This is a genomic window from Clostridium sp. CM039 (assembly GCF_055081075.1).
Map to the genome: position 1 here is coordinate 3,640,400 of NZ_CM143649.1, position 19,162 is coordinate 3,659,561.

Sequence of the window (19,162 nt, forward strand, 5' to 3'; positions counted from 1 at the left end):
AAATTGGTGCTAACATGCCGGGCGCAAAAAAACAGAAGCTTAATTGCTTCTGTTAAAGATAATTTTAAAACAAACTCCCGACTGAGTATTGTTAAATTTATATTCTAAAGCATGGGCCTCTAGTATTTTTTTTACTATATATAACCCTAACCCGCTGCCACCAGTACTCCTGCTTCGAGATTTTTCTATGCGATAAAAAGGGTTAAAGATCTTTTCGAATTCCGCTTCGTCTATATGTACACCTTCATTTTCAACAGTTAATACTATTAGATAATTATCCTCATACAAATTTATAAGAACCTTCTCATTTCTTTCTGTATGTGTGATGGAGTTATTAATAATATTAGCTATGGCCTTTTTAATTAGTTTTTCATCTCCCTGAAAACATAGTTCTTCAGCTATTTTTGTATTTAAACTTATATCCTTTTGACTTATAAGATAGCTGAGTTTTTCAAGACAATTGCTAATCAGATAGGATAGATTTATTTCAGTGTATTGTGGTTTAAACCCATGAGTTTCTAATTTTGAAATTTCAAGTATTTCTCTAACCATTGATTCCATATCATCCAAAACTACTAAGGATCTATTCATATATTTATCTCTGTCCTTATAAACTCCTATATTTCCAAGCATACCTTCAAGTTGACCTTTGATTATTGTAATAGGAGTTTTTAATTCATGTGAAATTGTAGCAGTAAACTCTCTTCTTTTCCTTTCGATTTCCCGTTCTTTTTCAATATCACCCAAAAGCTTTAAATTAGTGTTTTTAAGTTCATCCATTGTATGCTGCAAATTGGATGCTAACTCATTTAAGCTTAATGCAATTTCTCCAATTTCATCCTCACTATTTACCTCACAGCTTTTTTCAAAATCTAAAGCTGCCAATTGTATAGCATTCTTATTTATTTCAACTAAGGGCTTAGTAATTTTCTTTGAATATATAAAGGAACCTACCACTGATATAATAATGACTACAATTCCAATTAAGGGCACTAAATTTAATAAAACCTTTGAAGCTTCATCTATAGGCTGCAAGGGAATGATAACATTTATAGTGTAGCTTTCATTATCTTCTGAAAATTTTATCTGTTTTGGAACAAGACTGATAACTTCTTTAGACATGGTTGAAGTTACACTACCCCGCAGTAATGTTTTGTCTGGAAGTGGTAAGGAGTCTTTTGGTATATCAGTATCTTGAGATATACCAAAAGATATAATATTTAAAGGTGGATATATTATATTTCCTTTCATATCTTGTACATTCAAACTAACAGTATATTTTAAATTAAATTCATCAAAATATTTCTTTGATTCTTCCATTGAAAGGCTTTGTACAGTGCTAGCTAATTTCGTTAGTCCAGTTTCTACATTGTTTCGTTTATAATTATAGTAATAAATTGGTAACATAAAGTATATTATTAAATATATGCATATGGCTGATGCTATTAGCAATATAGATGTGATTGTAAAGATTTTAAATGTAATACTTTTTTTCATTTTATTTTTCAAGTTTATAGCCAACACCTCTAATCGTCTTAATATAATCAACCTTTAGCTTGCACCTTAGGTTTTTAATGTGAGTATCAATAACCCTAGCATCACCATAAAAGTCATATCCCCAAAGCTGGTTCAATATTATCTCTCTTGTTAAAATTCTACCTTTATTTTCAATAAATATCTTTAGAATTTCAAATTCTTTAGATGTAAGTTCTATATCTTTTCCACCAACCCAAACCTTAAAGCAGGTAGTATCAATTAGAATATCTTCGAAGCTAAGTTTTAACTCTTCGTCTTGAGCATTTATTCTTCTAATTACAGCTTCCACTCTTTTAATTAAAAGATTAACTGAAAAAGGTTTGGTTATATAATCATCTATCTCTAATTCGAAACCTTTTATTTGATCTTCTTCCTCTTCTAAAGCAGTTAGCATTATAATTGGAATTTTAGATGTTTTTCTAATAATTTCACATACAACAAAGCCATCAATCTTAGGAAGCATTATATCTAGAAGCACTAAATCAAACTTACTTGAATTAAATATATCAATACCTTTTAATCCATCTTCAGCTACTTCAACAACATATCCACTTGCACACAAAAATTCACGTATAATTTCTTGTATATCTATATCGTCTTCAATTACAAGTATTTTTTCATTCATATATACACCTCTTCCGTTAATTATAAAGTATGAGTGTGAGTTTTGTGTGAAGTTAAAGCATTTAATTTAGAATTATCTGATTATATTATACAATTTTTATTACCTTTCTTAGTATTTTATATTAGTTAGTTAAATATGTAATATTGCTAAAATTTAAAAATAAGTAGTCAATAGTTTAGTTTGTTTATCAAAATAATGAATGTAAATAAAATTAAAAGAAATTGCTTATTTGAATATAAAAGATAAGCATAAGGCTGTGTTTAAGCCTTATGCTTCCTCTATTAGTAAAATACACAATATTCGGTTAATTATTCGCAATTCTTCTGATAAGGTTCCTTTTAAAGTTTTTTAATTTACTTATATCATGATTTAAAGCATATAAACCAATGGTAGAGGATGCTATGCAAGCACCAAAGCAGAAACCCACAATAATACAGGGCAAATGAATGAAATGTCCTATGAAACATATGATGAAACCAAAAAAGCTAGCAATGATTAAATACTTATTATAATTTCCTCTCTTCATACTGAATCTACCTCCTAAAATTTATTTCTGTAATATACTTTTAAGAATCCTTTTACGAATGACATAAAAATTAGAACACCAAGTAAAGTGACAAAAACCATTTGATTAAAGAATCCAGCCATAATTGCGGTAGTTGCAATTACGCCTAAGGAAAAGTTAAAACCTACGCCACCAATTTTATTTCTAATAAGTGTCGTTCTTTCATCATGTTCAACTATATACAGTTTCTTTAATTTATCTTCGTTTTTCAATGATTTTCCATATTTCATAATGTACATTACCATGACAAATTGCAAAAATATGAAGATACCTAATTGAAACCCATGTATAAAATCAGTAATAGGTTCATTAATTATTGCTGTCATATTTTCCGAGATTCCAATTAATGTGATAAAGGCAGCTGCCAACACATTAAATCCTAACATAAGTCCTATTTTTTTCTTTATTACTTTTCGATATTCTTCCATTTTATAATTCCCCCACTTCTGAAAAATTAAAAACTTCTTCAATTTTCAAATTGAAATATTTTGATATTTTGTATGCAAGGACAAGTGATGCTGTATATTTTTCGCACTCTAGGGATGTGATTGTCTGCCTTGTAACACCAACTGCTAATGCTAGTTCTTCTTGAGATAATTTATGTTTTTTTCGTAGTTCCTGAATACATGTTTTCATCTCATCTCTCCTTTGCAATGTTCGCTTTGCATTTTAAGCATAGTGTACTTTGCATTGAATGTCAAGCATGCTTTGCAAAAAAAAGCAAAAAATGTTTTTAACAGAGTAAAGAGATGTGAGAATATATGTAGTCGCTATTTGTGCGATAAGTGGTTTTAAAGGATTGAAAAGTTGTAAAAAACAATAGAGATTAAAGAATAATTTGTAGTTAAATTAGTTCGTATGTCTCATAAATAATGCATTAACAGCTACGATAATATAATTTGCATGGGGGTGCTAAGGTTGAGACAAGTTAATAAAAAAATAGGGATAGGTTCAATTTCTTTATTGTTATATGTTATGGGAATATTATTTGCTTCTTCTTTTGAAGATAAGGTATGCTATGGAGACAATATATTAAAATTTATAGGATTAATCCCATGGTCTAATGGTAATAGTGGAACGCATTATACAGCATCCTATTCTTTATTATTTTTTATACCATCAGTTATTGTGGGCTATATTTCAGTAGGTATAGAATCAATTCAAGTACCAGTAGAGTTAACTGGCGAGAGTATAGGGATAGATTTAGGAATTAAGGATTTAGCTATATGCTCAAATAAAGAGGAATCATATAAAAATTAATAAAAGTCAAAAAGATAAGAAAGTAGAAAAAAAATTACGTAGATTGCAACGTAAGGTGTCTAATAGATACCAACTAAATAAAAAAGGAGGAAGTTACGTTAAAACAAGCAATATTATAAAACTTGAACAGAATATTATAAAGTTACATAAGAGTCTTGATAATATTAGAACTGATTATAGACACAAAATAACTACTGTATACCCTAGGTTATTAGGGGTATTTAAGCCTTTGGAGTGCTATAGCAAACGAAAGTAGTATCCTTTGGGACTATGAAATCGGACACGATGAATGAGGAAGTAAATATAAACTTATATAATGTTGTTATAGAGTTTTATAAAGTTTACGTAACGGATTGTACAATGAATTTTAAATTAGAAAATTTGACTGAGGATTATGCAAAACAAATATGTAATTGGAAATACGAGGGTAAATATTCTATATATAATTTTCCAGAATGGGATGTTATTCTTAGGCAAAATTGGGGTATTGCAATAGAGTCAAAAAGGCAAAATGAGTTTGGTTCTGTTATTAATGAAGTTGGTAGTTTATGTGGCTACATTAGATTTATAAATAATAATGACTATGTTTTGATTGGGGTTGGCTTAAAACCATCTTTATGTGGACAAGGATTTGGTGATAATTTTATGGAGTTATTAAAAAATGAATGTAAGAGTAGATATGGCAATAAAAAAATTATTTTAGAAGTTCGCTCTTTTAACGAAAGGGCAATTAAATGTTATAAGAAGGCGGGTTTTAAAACTGTTAATACTTATAGTAAAGACACACTAATAGGATATGGTGAATTTGTTAAGATGGAGTTTTCTTATTAGTTCTATTCATTTATAACGAATCAATAAAATGGGTTCATTAACTAGAATAGAATGTTCCTAAGTTGTTTGAGGAAATTTTTTTTTACATAAACTAAGATTCTATAAAACTCAATGGTTGCTATCTACCATAGATAAATTTGTGTTTATGTGCAAAAAAAGTATATATTACGTAAAATGCATTGAAGAAGTCCTTAGCGAAGAGAATGCATCTGTAGTAATATATACTTTTTTAATTTTATTGGACTCCTAAATAATCTCTATCTAAGGTCATTATGGCATTATAATTTGGGTAGCATTTTTTTAGTTCTTTATTGATTTCATCTTCTAGGTTAAGTCCATCAACATCTGTAAAGCTTGGGTTAAAATCAATTACAGCATCAAAAATAAGATTTTTATGTTCGCCCTCGCCTACAATTCTAAAGTCATGAATTGATTTTATTATAGAAAAAGACTTTAATACATCTAAAAGTTCCAAACGAGAGGCATTAACATCTTCATCATCTGTATTTATAGGGTCCATGTGAATAACTAGATAAATGTTAAATTCTTCAGAAATTTCTTTTTCAGCTGTGTCGATAATTTCGTGAATTTTAACTATAGAAATATCACAAGGAACTTCAGCGTGAATAGAACCCATACATCTACCTGGACCATAGTTATGGATAACTAAATCATGGGCACCGGTAATATGATCATAGGTAAGCAGTTTTTCCTTAAGGCCGTTTACTAAATCCTTATCAGGAGCTTCACCAAGAAGCGGGTTCATAGTTTCGCGAATAAGCTTGTAGCCAGCATATATTATGATAAAGGATACAAGGATTCCTATGTATCCATCTATGGGAAGGTCGATCCAAATAGACAGAAGTAGTGATAGTGCAACGCAGCTTGAACTAACAACATCACTTAATGCATCAGTTGAAGAGGCTTCAAGGGCTGAAGATTTTATAGCCTTGCCCATGGTCTTATTAAATCCACTAATCCAAAGTTTAAATCCTATAGAGGCTAATATTAATACAAAGGGTATAAGTTTGAATATTACTTTTGAGGGATGAATTACTCTATCAAAAGAGGTTTTAATAAATTCAAAACCTACTAGTATTACTAAAAAGGAAACTATAAGTCCGGAAATATATTCAAGCCTTCCGTGACCAAATGGATGCTCCTTGTCTGGTGGCTTACTAGCTAGTTTAAAACCTAGAATTGTAATAACAGAAGAAGCAACGTCTGAAAGATTATTAAAGGCATCTGCAGTAATTGCTATACTATTTGATATTATTCCTATAATTAGTTTTGTAGTAAAAAGAACTAAGTTCACTATAATTCCAACTAAGCCGCCTAGGTAACCATAAGCTTCTCTTACTTTTTTATTATTAACATCCTCCGAATTTTTTACGAATTTTGAAATTAAAAATTTTGATAACATATTTTTCACCTCTGATTATATAGTATAATTTAAAAAGTTAATTTTAAACATATATTCGATAATTAATTATAGCATTTATTTGGATTTTATAGAAATTTTATTAAAAAAATTGTTATAATAGAGAAGGGGATAAGCAAAGTAATTATGTGCTTTAACACTCATTGGAGGAATATATATGAATAAGGAATTAGAATTTGCCCAAAATCTTATTGATTTTATTTATGATAGTCCAACATCTTATCATGCTGTAGCAAAGGTTAAAGAAGATTTATGTAAAGAAGGCTTTGTGGAAATTAAAGAAGAAGAAAAGTGGAACCTTAAAAAAAGCGGGAAATATTTTGTGACTAAAAATGACTCCGCACTAATTGCGTTTGTAGTTGGAAAGGGAGAAATCGAAGAAAATGGCTTTAAAATTATTGGCGCTCATACAGATTCGCCTACATTTAGAATTAAACCAGCACCAGAAATGGTAGTAGATAATACGTATGTAAGATTAAACACAGAGGTTTATGGCGGACCTATATTAAATACTTGGATGGATAGGCCTCTTGCAATAGCTGGACGGGTAACTTTGCGAGACAAAAATATTCTATATCCAGAAACTAAGTTAGTAAATATTAAAAAGCCTATAATGATAATTCCTAATTTAGCTATTCATATGAATAGAGAAATAAACACTGGAATTGAACTAAATAAGCAAAAGGATACATTGCCACTACTTTCAATGGTGAGCAACGAATTAGAAAAAGATAATTATCTTATGAGTGCCATTGCAAAGGAATTATCTGTAGATCATAAACAAATTATAGATTTTGATTTATTCCTTTATGAATACGAAAAGGGTTCAATTATCGGGTTAAACAATGAATTTATATCAAGCTCAAGATTAGATGATTTAGCAATGGTACATGCAGGAATAAGAGCACTAGCTATAGCGCCAGCCGCAGAGGCAACAAATGTAATGGTTTGTTTTGATAATGAAGAAGTAGGAAGCTCAACAAAGCAAGGTGCGGACTCAAATATGCTAGTTAATATATTAGAGCGTATTACAATATCTTTAGATAAAAATCGTGAGGATTTTTTAAGATCAATTTCTAAATCTTTTATGATATCAGCGGATAATGCACATGCTGTTCATCCTAATAGTCCAGAAAAGAATGACCCAACAAATAAGCCTTATATGAACAAAGGCCCAGTTATAAAAATTAATGCTAATCAAAACTACACAACTGATAGTAACTCTGATGCAGTTTATGAATTAGTTTGTGAAAAAGCAGGGGTGCCGGTGCAAAAATTTGTTAATCGTTCTGATGCACGTGGTGGGTCAACTATAGGACCAATATCTTCAACTCATTTAAATATACGCTCGGTAGATATAGGAAGCCCAACTCTAGCTATGCATTCTATAAGAGAACTAGGCGGAGTAATAGACCATACTTATGTTACGAAATCATTTGAAGAATTTTATAAAATTTAATAAAAAGATAACTTAAGCACATTTAAAAAGAACTCACAATGTTTCATTGTGAGTTTTTTTTGTTGTTTTTGCTAATAATTAAACAATTAGTTGGAGATAATAATTTCAACTAGGTCTAAAACTTTACAAATATTATTAACAAAAAGTGTTGAAAGGGTGTTTATAATGCCATATGCTACATTAGGGGCAATAGCCGTAATAAGTATTTTAATCTACATAGTGATAAGAAAAAATCTGAGTTATTATGAAGAGGAAAATTTACTAAAAGATGTTCCAACCATAAATGTGAATAGAGAAGATTTAGAGAAACATGCTTTCGAAATGGCACGTCATTATGCTGATGTGAAAAAAACTAATTGTAAGAAAAAGCTTATTAGTAATTTAGATAGAAGTTATGAAAAGATTTTAAATGGCTATGATAGCATGGATAAAGAAGAAAAAAATAAAAAAGATGTATTGCCTGCTTCTGAATGGCTTTTGGATAATCTTTACTTGGTAGAGAAGGAGTATAAGAGTATAAAATATAACATGCCACAAAATTATTATAAAGACCTACCGGTGATATACAAAGGTTTCATGAAGGGCTATCCAAGAGTTTATCATATTGCTATAGAAATAGCATCTCACACCGACGGTAGGATGGATGAAACAGTTATTGAGAATTTTATTAGGGCCTATCAAAGGAGTGCTGTACTGACGTCTGGTGAACTTTGGGCTATTCCTATAATGTTAAGAATAGCATTAATTCAAAATATTAGTAGGATAACTGAAAAAATTGTTAAAGCGAAGCAAGATAAAAAAGAAGCAGAAAAAGTTGCAGAGCGGTTAATCAATGCTTTTAATGAAGACAAAATTGTCAAAGAGATATATTTATTAGAAAATGAAAAATTTACATTCAATTCTCATTTTACAGAAAGATTATTGAAATTGTTAAGGGATAATGGTATTGATTCTAAAGAGGTTTATGATTTTATAGATGAAAGGCTTGGAGCGCAGGAAACAAGCCTAGAAGAAATTATAGTATTAGAGCATCAAATGGAAGCTAATTTTGAAATATCTATGGCAAATTCCATTAATAGTATAAGGGTTATTGAAGGTTTAAATTGGGAAAATTATTTTGAAAAGCTAAGTGGTGTAGAGGGTATTTTGAGAGAAGATCCTTCACATATTTATAGAGAAATGGATTTTCAATCTAGAGATAAGTATAGACACGAAATAGAAAAAATATCTAAAAATATAAAGCTTCCAGAATCATATATAGCAAAAAAAGCTATTGAATGTTGCGAAGAAAGTGAATTTTCAGAAAATAATACCTATGAACAACATGTTGGATATTATTTGATAGATAAGGGACTAAATAAATTAAAGCGAAAAATAGGATATGAGAATACTGGTATAGAGAGGCTCAAAAACAGCATAAAGAAGAATGTAGAAAATTTTTATATAGGCACTATTATTATATTTACAACGATAATAATATGTCTAATTATTGCGAGTAGCCTATTAAATGATAGTAATAAAGATTTATGGAGATATTGTCTTGCCATAATTGTTATATTAGTACCCTGTAGCGAAATAGTAATATCGATTTTCAACTGGAGTGTAAGTGTTCTGAGTACTCCTTCTTTTATTCCTAAAATGGATTTTAAAGAAGTAATACCAGAAAAATATAGTACGGTTGTAGTAATTCCAACACTATTAAATAATCCTAGTAGGGTAGTCGAATTAATAAATGATTTAGAAGTATACTATTTAGCCAATGCTCAGGAAAATTTGTTTTTTGCATTACTGGGTGACTTTAAAGATAGTGATACTGAGGAGGAAGTAGAAGATAAGTCAATAGTTAATGTTGGGCTTTTAGCCATAGAAAGTTTAAATAAAAAGTATTGCAAGCCTGATAAAAAGATATTTTTCTTTCTAAATAGACATAGACAGTACAATGAAAAAGAAAACAAGTGGATTGGATTTGAACGAAAACGCGGAAAGCTTATGGAGTTTAATGAGTTTTTAAGAGGTAACGAGAATACTAGTTACGATGTAATAAGCAGCAATCCTCTGAACCTTAGAAAGGTTAAATATGTTATTACATTAGATGCGGACACGAAGCTTCCAAGGGACTCTGCAAAAAAACTTATAGGGGCTATGGCTCATCCACTAAACAATGCTGTCATAAATAATAGTAAAAAGAAAGTGGATAGAGGTTACGGTTTAATGCAACCGAGAGTAGGAGTGTCTATTCTTAGCGCAAACAAAACTCTATTTTCAAAGATATTTTCTGGGGAAACGGGTATAGATATTTATACTACTGCTGTATCTGATGTATACCAGGATTTATTTGGGGAAGGGATTTTTACTGGAAAAGGGATTTATAATGTAGATGTATTTAATTATATGTTAAAAGATGAAATACCTGAAAATACTGTATTAAGCCATGACTTGTTAGAGGGCTGCTATGTTAGGACTGCATTAGTTACTGATGTGGAATTCATAGATGGATACCCAGCTTATTACAATTCTAGTTGTATGAGATTACACAGGTGGACTAGAGGTGATTGGCAATTATTACCTTGGCTTACAAAACATTCGCCAATAAATAAAATATCTAAATGGAAAATATTTGATAATTTAAGGAGGAGCTTACTCGCACCCTCCATTACAATTTTGCTCATACTTGCATTAGGTGGAATATTGCCTGATGGGACGGATAAATGGGTTATTGCAGCATTTGTTGCGGTTTTAGCACCTATACTTTTTGATGTATCCGAAGCTGTAGTTTCTCCTGCTGCAGGTATAAGTTTATCGGGTAAAATTCAAAATGGGTCTATGGCTATAGAACAAATATTTTTGATTATTTGTTTTATACCTTTTCAAGCGTATATGATGTTGGATGCCATAATTAGAACATTATATAGAATAATGGTAAGCAAGAAAAATTTATTAGAGTGGCAGACAGCGGCAGACGTAGAGGTGAAACTAGGGAAAAAACTTAAAAATTTCATATCTTTTATGTGGATTGAAAGTGCAGTTTCACTTTTGATTTTATTTTTAGCATTTAATTCAAGTTTGAGTATTGGGTTTCTTAGTATACCGTCCTGTGTGCTTTGGTTTTTAAGCCCTGTAATTGCATATGTTATAAGTCGCGATAGAAGTTTAGAAACTTTTAAAATGATGGTTGAAGAAAAGATCTTTTTAAGGAAATTAAGTAGGAAAACTTGGGCGTATTTTGAGGATTTTGTCAATGACGAAAATAATTGGCTTGGACCAGATAATTATCAAGAAGATCCGCCTAATGGATTAGCCCAGAGAACTTCACCCACTAATATGGGTATGGAATTAACGTCAAATATAGTTGCCTATGATCTAGGGTATATAGGCATAATGGAAGTAACACAAAGAATAGAGAAAATTATGACTTCAATTGAGGACATGGTTACGTATAAAGGTCATTTTTATAATTGGTATGATACTAAAACTAAAACTCCACTTTATCCTAGATATGTGTCCACTGTGGATAGCGGGAACTTAGTTGGTTATCTCTGGTTGGTTTCTCAATCACTAGAAGAATATTTGTGTAATCCAATATTTAATCTTGTGCAAGTGGAGGGTTTGCAAGACACAATAAGGCTTGCTAGTGAAGAAATAGAAGAATCCAAAGAAATGAAAGAATTATATCATGAAGTGATTGTCACCTTAGGCAATGACAAAACAGATTTTTATTCTTGGAGAACTGTGCTTGTAGATTTAGCATCAAGGGTTACGGAAGTACAAAAAGGCAAGGAGCCATATTGGAATAAAAAACTCAAAGGTGATGTGGATAAGTTCTTAGAGGAAATAAATGAATTTTTCCCTTGGTTTGAGTTTATCCATGAAAAAAACTTTGATATAGACATTAGTAATTCTTTAAAAAGCTTAATCGAAAACACAGCAATAAATTGTATTCCAGAAAAAACCACCAACATATTAAATATGTTAAATGGCATGTCAAAAAGTGATGAATCTTTAGAGAAATTAAAAGATTTACTGCAAAATACAAAAGAAAAAGCTCAAGTGGTTATTAGTAGCATTGAGAGCTTAAAAGAAAGACTAAATTCAATGGCAGAAGCTACTGATTTTAAAATGTTGTATGATGAAGAAAGAGAACTGTTTAGAATTGGATATGACGTTGAGAATGATAGTCTAGGTAAGAGCTATTACGATTTACTTGCGTCTGAGTCAAGGCAGGCTAGCTTTGTTGCCATAGCAAAAGGAGATGTTCCTAAAAAACACTGGTTTAAGCTTGGTAGGTCTATGACTCTTATGGGTAAAAGTAAGGGATTAGTTTCTTGGAGTGGGACCATGTTTGAATATATGATGCCCCTACTTATAATGAAAAATTATCCGGAAACAATGCTAGATGAAACTTATAAAGCTGTAATTGGGGCACAAAAGAAATATTGTAATGAAAGAGGGGTGCCTTTTGGAATATCTGAATCTGCATTTTATAATTTTGACATAAATTCAAATTACCAATACAAGGCATTTGGGGTAGCAGGAGTAGGACTCAAGTCAGGACTCGAAGATGAATTGGTTATTGCGCCATACGCTACTGTTATGGCACTGCAAACTGATTTTAGAGGATCTTATCATAATCTTAAGAGCCTTGCTTTGGAAGGATTAGAAGGAACTTATGGTTTTTATGAAGCGGTAGATTACACTAAAAATAGAATGTTAAAGGAGGAACCTAAGGCTATTATTAAGTGCTTCATGATTCATCATGAAGGTATGAGCTTAATGGCAATAGACAATGTATTATTAAATAATATTCTTCAAAAAAGATTTCATACTTTGCCAAAGGTCAAAGCTACAGAGCTATTGCTTCAAGAGAAAATTTCTAAGAGAGTGGTATATGATAGAAAATATAAATTTAATATATCAGGAACTACTATAGGAAAACAAAAGATTATAGTTAGAAAATATATTACAGCTAAAACGGAAACTCCAGAAACACATTTAATTTCTAATGGAAGTTATTCGCTAATGATTTCTAATAGTGGGTCAGGGTATGCTATGCGAGATAGAACTATGATTTATAGATGGAGGGAAGATGTCACTAAGGACAATACAGGCATGTTCGTGTATATCAAAGATATGGATGAACATGAATACTTCAGTGCAGCTTATGAACCTTGTAAAAAGGTAGGGAATAGTTATGAGGTAACATTCGCCTTAGACAAAGCTGAATTTACAAGGGACGATGGTGATATTACTACTCGCACGGAAATCACTGTGTCTACAGAGGATGACTCAGAGGTAAGAAGATTATCCATTACAAATCATGGTACCGTAAGTAAAAGTTTAGAAATAACAAGCTATTTAGAAGTAACTCTAGCTCATTATGATGCAGACATAGTCCATCCAGCTTTTGGAAATCTATTTGTAAAAACAGAGTATATAGATAATCCTAGCTGCATCCTGGCAACGAGAAGACCTAGGGCTAAGGGTAAAAATCAACCTTGGATTATGCAAACTGTTGCAACGGAGGGAACTACCGTAGGAACTGTTCAATATGAGACTAGCAGAGAGAGTTTCATAGGGCGTGGTGAAAATACAATACACCCTATAGCAATGAAGCAGGACTCAATTTTATCCAATACTGTAGGGGCGGTGCTTGACCCTATAGTAAGTATGAGGAGAAGAGTAAATATAAAACCTGGTGAAACGTGCATTATAGCTTTCACTACTTCGATAGCTGATAGTAAAGTAGAAGTAATAAGTTTAGCTAAGAAATATAGTGAACTTCACAATGTAAATGCGGTGTTTGAACTGGCGTGGAGCCAAACTCAGGTAGACATGAAATATCTAGGTATAAAATCTAGCCAAGCAAATTTATACCAAGTAATGGCTTCTAAAATATTATTTTTAAATTCCACTTTTAAACAAAGAGAAGAAAATATAAAAAATGTAAAGAAGGGACAATTTACGCTTTGGGGATATGGTATTTCAGGAGATTTACCTATAATTCTACTTATAGTTCGTGAGAGCAAAGATAAAGACCTCGTTCGTCAACTTTTAAATGCCCATGAATACTTAAGCCTTAAAGGGTTAAGAGTTGATTTGGTAATAATAAATCTTCAAAAAGCCTCATATGATCAGCCTTTACAAACTGATATTAAGGATTTTGTGTGCAGTAGTCATTTAAGAGATAAAGAAAATAAACCTGGAGGGCTCTTTATACTTAATAAGGCTACTATTATGGAGGAGGATATAGAGCTTTTAATAGCTATAGCTAGAATAGTTATAGATTCCCGCAAGGGAATGTTAGTATCTCAAATTCAGAACAATTTAAAGAAAATAGAAAAACAACCATTATTACAGATTGTAGAAAATCAATTTAAATGGAAAGAGCACAAGTTTAATATGAAACCGTTAGAGTACTTTAATGACTTAGGAGGCTTTAATGTAGAAAGTGAAAACTATACTATTCTACTTAAGGATTTTAATAATACACCAGCACCTTGGATAAATGTAATTTCAAATGGTGATTTTGGATTCCATGTATCAGAATGTGGATCAGCTTATACATGGTACCTTAATAGCCGCGAAAATAAAATTACTAATTGGTCTAATGATTGGGTAAGCGATGAATGCTCAGAAGCTATATATTTGCGAGATGATGCTTATGGCAATGTGTGGAGCATTACACCTAAACCAATAAGGGATGGTGGAGAATACTTAATTGAGCATGGCTTTGGATATTCAAATTTCAAGCATGAAGCTTTTGGAATTATGGGTGAAGTAACCATGTTTGTGCCTAGGTCGCATAACGTTAAGCTATGCAAAATAAAACTTAGAAATAATAGTGATATAGCAAGAGATATAAGTATAACCTACTACGCAGAACTTGTGATGGGGGTTGTACGAGAGCATACTGCTCAGCATATTGTTACTCATTTGAATGAAGAGAAGGAATATATATATGCTACAAATTGTTATAGTCAGCATTTTGGGAAAATAAATGCTTTCTTAAGATTATTTGGAGGCGGGCAACAAAGCTTTACTGGCAATAGAAGTGAATTTTTAGGCAGAGGAGGAAGTGTAGAGGAACCTGAGGTACTAAAGAGAGTAAGACTTTCAAACAATGTAGGAGCAGGACTCGATCCATGTCTTGCAGTCACTTCAAAAATTCATATAGAACCTAATATGGAGATTGAATTAGTAGCGATGCTTGGTGAAAATGAAAATTTGGAAAATGTTTCTAAAACTATTGGCGAATTTGAAGATTTTAAGAGAGTGGATACTGAACTCGAAAATGTAAAGAACTATTGGAACAAATTACTTCATACGTTGCAAGTTAAGACTCCGGATAAGAGTATGGACTTAATGCTTAATGGATGGCTAATGTACCAAACTATAGTGTGCAGGTTATGGTCGAGAACTGCTTTTTACCAATCTGGTGGAGCTTATGGCTTTAGAGATCAGCTTCAGGATGTTATGTCACTAGGCATGATTGAGCCAAGTATGACTAAAAAACAGATTCTATACAGTGCTTCAAGGCAATTTGTTGAAGGTGATGTGCAACATTGGTGGCATCCGGTTGTAGATAGTGGTATAAGAACAAGGTTCTCCGATGACTTATTATGGCTACCTTATGTCACTATGGATTATATAAAAAACACAGGGGATTTTTCTATTCTTGATCAGCAAGCTCAGTATTTAATGGATACGCCACTAACAGACGGTGAAGATGAAAGATATAATATTTCTGGAAGGGCAGATTTTACAGGTAGTATATATGAACATTGCATAAAAGCTATAGATAAAAGCCTTAAATTCGGTCCTCATAACATTCCACTAATGGGTAGTGGAGATTGGAATGATGGAATGAGTACCGTTGGGAATAAGGGCAAAGGTGAAAGCGTATGGCTTGGTTGGTTCTTATATGATATACTAGGAGATTTCTTTGAAGCTTGCACATATAAAAACGATGATGAAAGAATAAAGAAATACAAGGAGATGCAAGAATATATAAGGATAAATCTAGAGGAAAACGCATGGGATGGTAATTGGTATAGGAGAGCATATTTTGATGACGGCACGCCACTAGGATCATCTCAAAATGAGGAGTGTAAGATAGATTCCCTATCTCAATCATGGGCAGTTATATCAGGAGCTGCAGATAAAGAAAGGGCAGAGGAGGCTATGAAGTCATTAGAGCATTATTTAATAAAAGAAGATAATGGAATGATTTTGCTTTTAACTCCTCCTTTTAATAAATCTACTTTGGAGCCAGGTTATATAAAAGGCTATGTGCCGGGAGTTAGAGAGAATGGTGGACAATATACACACGCTGCAACTTGGGTAATTCTTGCCTTTGCTAAACTTTACAAAGGTGACATGGCGGCAAAGCTCTATAATATGATAAACCCTATTAATCATACAAAAACACTGCCTCAGTGTGAAAGATATAAAACTGAGCCTTACGTAATGACTGCTGATGTTTATGGAAAAGAACCTCATGTAGGACGCGGAGGGTGGAGTTGGTATACTGGAACCTCAGGGTGGATGTATAGAACGGGAATAGAGGCGATTTTAGGGTTTAAACTAAAGGAGGGAAAAGGGTTTACCATTGAACCTTGTGTGCCAGAGGAATGGCCACAGTATGAGATTATATATAAAAAAGATAAATTCGAATATGTGATTGAGGTTAAGCGCCAGGGAAACAAAGGAATTTGGCTTGATGGTAATTTATGCGAAGATGGATTGGTTCCATTTATTGATGGAGTGCATAAAGTTGAAGTTATAATATAAAAAAACAGGTGACTTCTAATAAGAAGTCATCTGTTTTTATAGCTTTAAAACAAGTTAGTCTTCTGTATCTGGAATTTCTTGGCCACCATTATAGGTATAGTCAAATTCAACATTGGATATATTCATAGAAACTATAGGATCAGTTACTGGGTTTGGTAGCATAGTAGAATCATTTTCAGAGTAAGATCTTATCTCCTTCTCTTCTAATTCATAAAAATCTCTATCGTAGGGTGCATATACTTTTGTTTGCTTCTTAAGGTCCTTAGTCATGTTCATACCTCCTTTTATATTATATTGTATTATATAGTATTCCACGAAAGAGAGAAAAAAATGAAGGTAATATTAGTTAAATCATCTCCTGCGGAGCTGCAACAGCTTCACAGAAGATGCATAGCTTCTAAGAAGATAAATTGACGACTTCAGAAGGCGAATTATACTCCCACTTATAGAAATGGGATACTTTTCTTCTGAAATGTCGTTAAATTATATTGGTGCATATAATGAATTAAATTAGCATAAAATACATATGTAAATAAAATTCAAAAAAAAGAGGTAATTTTCAAACAAATGTAGAATAATATATATCTAATTACTATCAATAGATAACGGTTATAAATTGAAAAAATATAATAAGTATTTTATAGATTTTCAAATTTAAAGGAGGAATAAAAATGACTGAATTAAGACAAATTTACAAATGCGATGTATGTGGAAATATAGTTGAAGTTGTTCATAACGCTGGCGGAACTTTAGTATGTTGTGGAAAACCAATGACACTTAAAGTAGAAAATACTCAGGATGCAGCAGCTGAAAAACATGTTCCCGTAATTGAAAAAATAGAAGGTGGAATTAGGGTTAAGGTTGGAGCAGTTGAGCACCCAATGCTTGAAGAACATCATATTGAATTTATTGAAGTACACACAGAAAATAAGGTGTACAGAAAATACTTAAAACTAGGTGATAAACCAGAAGCAGAATTTAAGTTAGAAGAAAAAGTGGTATTCGTAAGAGAATACTGTAATTTACACGGACTTTGGAAAGCATAAAATTTAAAATTATTATTGACAATTTAAGTGAATAGGCATAATATAATTTAAATAACTTATAATGTTATAGTCTTTGATGAGAAGTAAGTAAATTTAAAAACAGATTCACAGAGAGTCGTTGATGGTGGAATTACGATAACTATGTTTAAATTGAATGGATCTCTAAGACTCGGGATGAAATGCAGTAGTCCTTGACGTAAGCCTTACGTTATAAAGGTAGGATATACAAGTGTATCTGTTTAAGTAGAAGCTTTAATGTAGCTTGTAAGTGTTAGGTGGTACCGTGTATATACGCCCTATGGATTTATCCATAGGGCTTTTTTTGTATTTAGCACATTTAGAATAATGAAAAAATAAGATATTGATTAGAAAGCATATGAACAAGAATTAGCATTCGGATCAATATATGATTTTCATTTATTATTATTATTATTATTATTATTATTATTATTATAGGAGATGATTATTTTGGAAGAAAATAAAAAGGTAATATTTAGTGGGATTCAACCTTCGGGCGACTTAACACTAGGAAATTATTTAGGAGCTATAAAAAACTGGGTTAAATTACAAGAAGAATATGAATGCTATTTTTGTGTGGTGGATTTACACGCGATTACAGTAAAGCAAGAACCAAAGGACTTGAGAAGAAGAACCTTAGAAATGTTGGCTATTTACATAGCTTCAGGTATTGATCCAGAGAAAAATACTATGTTTATTCAATCACATGTATCCGCACATAGTGAAGCTGCTTGGCTTTTAACTTGTTCTACTTACATGGGAGAATTAAGCAGAATGACTCAATACAAAGAAAAATCTAAAAACAGTGAGAGTGTAGGAGCAGGATTATTGACATATCCGGTGCTAATGGCATCAGATATTTTATTATATCAAACTAATTTAGTGCCTGTAGGAAAAGATCAAACTCAGCATCTTGAAATTGCCAGGGATATAGCTGAAAGATTCAATAAAACCTATAGTGATACCTTTGTAATACCTGAACCATATATAGGTAAATCGGGGGCTAAGGTAATGGATCTACAAGAACCAACTAAAAAAATGTCTAAATCAGGAGAGAATGTTAATGGATTCATTTTAATAATGGACCCACCGGAAGTTATAAGAAAGAAAGTAAACAGATCAGTTACAGATAGCTTAGGGGTTGTTAAGTATAACGACGAACAATTAGGCGTTAAGAACTTAATGACTATATTAATGGCTATAACTGGTATTTCTATAGGTGAAATAGAAGAAAAATATGAAGGATTAGGTTATGCTCAATTTAAAAAAGATGTAGCAGAAGCAATAGTTGCAGAACTTGAACCTATACAGATAAAGATTAAGGAATACATAGGGAAAAAAGCTTATTTAGAAGAAATTTATAAAAAGGGTTCGGAAAAAGCTAACTATGTGGCTAATAAGACACTAAGGAAAATGCAAAAGAAAATAGGATTTATACCAAGATAAAGTATAAAATTCTCCAGGTGGAATTGTAATAAGAAACTTCATACTATAATATATAGCTCACAGCGGGTAGTACAACCTTAGTTGACAGATTTCTTGATTAAAGCTAGAATTGATAGGTAGAGAAATGAAAAGTGAAATTTAGAACCAC

General features: G+C 31.7%; 13 protein-coding genes. 6 read left to right on the forward strand and 7 right to left on the reverse strand.

What is annotated here, in order from left to right; translation table 11 throughout:
• Positions 1-39: 39 nt before the first annotated feature.
• The 5 genes from ACWJJ2_RS17075 to ACWJJ2_RS17095 form a co-directional block, all read right to left on the reverse strand.
• On the reverse strand, positions 40-1,497 hold the full coding sequence (locus ACWJJ2_RS17075; protein ID WP_462953604.1) for a sensor histidine kinase: 1,458 nt from the start codon (positions 1,495-1,497) through the stop codon (positions 40-42).
• 1 nt (position 1,498) lies between these two features.
• Positions 1,499-2,161: a response regulator transcription factor gene (locus ACWJJ2_RS17080; RefSeq protein WP_216301846.1), complete on the reverse strand. Its 663-nt coding sequence runs from the start codon at positions 2,159-2,161 to the stop codon at positions 1,499-1,501.
• A 304-nt stretch (positions 2,162-2,465) separates the two neighbouring features.
• Entirely contained in the window at positions 2,466-2,687 is a 222-nt protein-coding gene (locus ACWJJ2_RS17085; protein WP_462953605.1) for a hypothetical protein, read from the reverse strand.
• A gap of 14 nt (positions 2,688-2,701) precedes the next feature.
• Positions 2,702-3,154 (reverse strand): hypothetical protein, encoded by a 453-nt coding sequence (locus tag ACWJJ2_RS17090; protein WP_462953606.1) that lies wholly within the window; start codon positions 3,152-3,154, stop codon positions 2,702-2,704.
• Between the two features lies 1 nt (position 3,155).
• On the reverse strand, positions 3,156-3,362 hold the full coding sequence (locus ACWJJ2_RS17095) for a helix-turn-helix transcriptional regulator (RefSeq protein WP_216301849.1): 207 nt from the start codon (positions 3,360-3,362) through the stop codon (positions 3,156-3,158).
• A 282-nt stretch (positions 3,363-3,644) separates the two neighbouring features.
• On the opposite strand from ACWJJ2_RS17095, the gene ACWJJ2_RS17100 reads away from it, so the two are divergent.
• Positions 3,645-3,986 carry a hypothetical protein gene (locus ACWJJ2_RS17100; RefSeq protein WP_462953607.1) on the forward strand — a complete coding sequence of 114 codons (342 nt, stop codon included), beginning with the start codon at positions 3,645-3,647 and terminating at the stop codon, positions 3,984-3,986.
• Between the two features lie 285 nt (positions 3,987-4,271).
• The gene (locus ACWJJ2_RS17105) at positions 4,272-4,817 is read left to right on the forward strand and encodes a GNAT family N-acetyltransferase (protein WP_462953608.1); all 546 of its coding nucleotides are present in this window, start codon (positions 4,272-4,274) and stop codon (positions 4,815-4,817) included.
• A 235-nt stretch (positions 4,818-5,052) separates the two neighbouring features.
• On the opposite strand, the gene ACWJJ2_RS17110 is transcribed toward ACWJJ2_RS17105, so the two are convergent.
• Entirely contained in the window at positions 5,053-6,240 is a 1,188-nt protein-coding gene (locus tag ACWJJ2_RS17110; protein WP_220286111.1) for a cation diffusion facilitator family transporter, read from the reverse strand.
• A 175-nt stretch (positions 6,241-6,415) separates the two neighbouring features.
• On the opposite strand from ACWJJ2_RS17110, the gene ACWJJ2_RS17115 reads away from it, so the two are divergent.
• Together ACWJJ2_RS17115 and ACWJJ2_RS17120 are read left to right on the forward strand one after the other, a co-directional pair.
• A complete protein-coding gene (locus tag ACWJJ2_RS17115; protein WP_216301852.1) occupies positions 6,416-7,717 on the forward strand; it encodes a M18 family aminopeptidase in 1,302 nt (433 codons plus the stop codon).
• A 165-nt stretch (positions 7,718-7,882) separates the two neighbouring features.
• Positions 7,883-16,504 carry a GH36-type glycosyl hydrolase domain-containing protein gene (locus ACWJJ2_RS17120; protein ID WP_462953609.1) on the forward strand — a complete coding sequence of 2,874 codons (8,622 nt, stop codon included), beginning with the start codon at positions 7,883-7,885 and terminating at the stop codon, positions 16,502-16,504.
• Between the two features lie 54 nt (positions 16,505-16,558).
• Here ACWJJ2_RS17120 and ACWJJ2_RS17125 read toward each other — a convergent pair whose 3' ends face one another.
• Positions 16,559-16,780, reverse strand: coding sequence for a hypothetical protein (locus ACWJJ2_RS17125; RefSeq protein WP_462953610.1), 222 nt, complete (start codon positions 16,778-16,780; stop codon positions 16,559-16,561).
• Between the two features lie 395 nt (positions 16,781-17,175).
• Between ACWJJ2_RS17125 and ACWJJ2_RS17130 the strand changes: the two genes are divergently transcribed.
• Together ACWJJ2_RS17130 and trpS are read left to right on the forward strand one after the other, a co-directional pair.
• Positions 17,176-17,550 carry a desulfoferrodoxin gene (locus tag ACWJJ2_RS17130; RefSeq protein WP_216301855.1) on the forward strand — a complete coding sequence of 125 codons (375 nt, stop codon included), beginning with the start codon at positions 17,176-17,178 and terminating at the stop codon, positions 17,548-17,550.
• A gap of 468 nt (positions 17,551-18,018) precedes the next feature.
• The gene (trpS, locus tag ACWJJ2_RS17135; RefSeq protein ID WP_216301856.1) at positions 18,019-19,014 is read left to right on the forward strand and encodes a tryptophan--tRNA ligase; all 996 of its coding nucleotides are present in this window, start codon (positions 18,019-18,021) and stop codon (positions 19,012-19,014) included.
• Positions 19,015-19,162 lie beyond the last annotated feature (148 nt).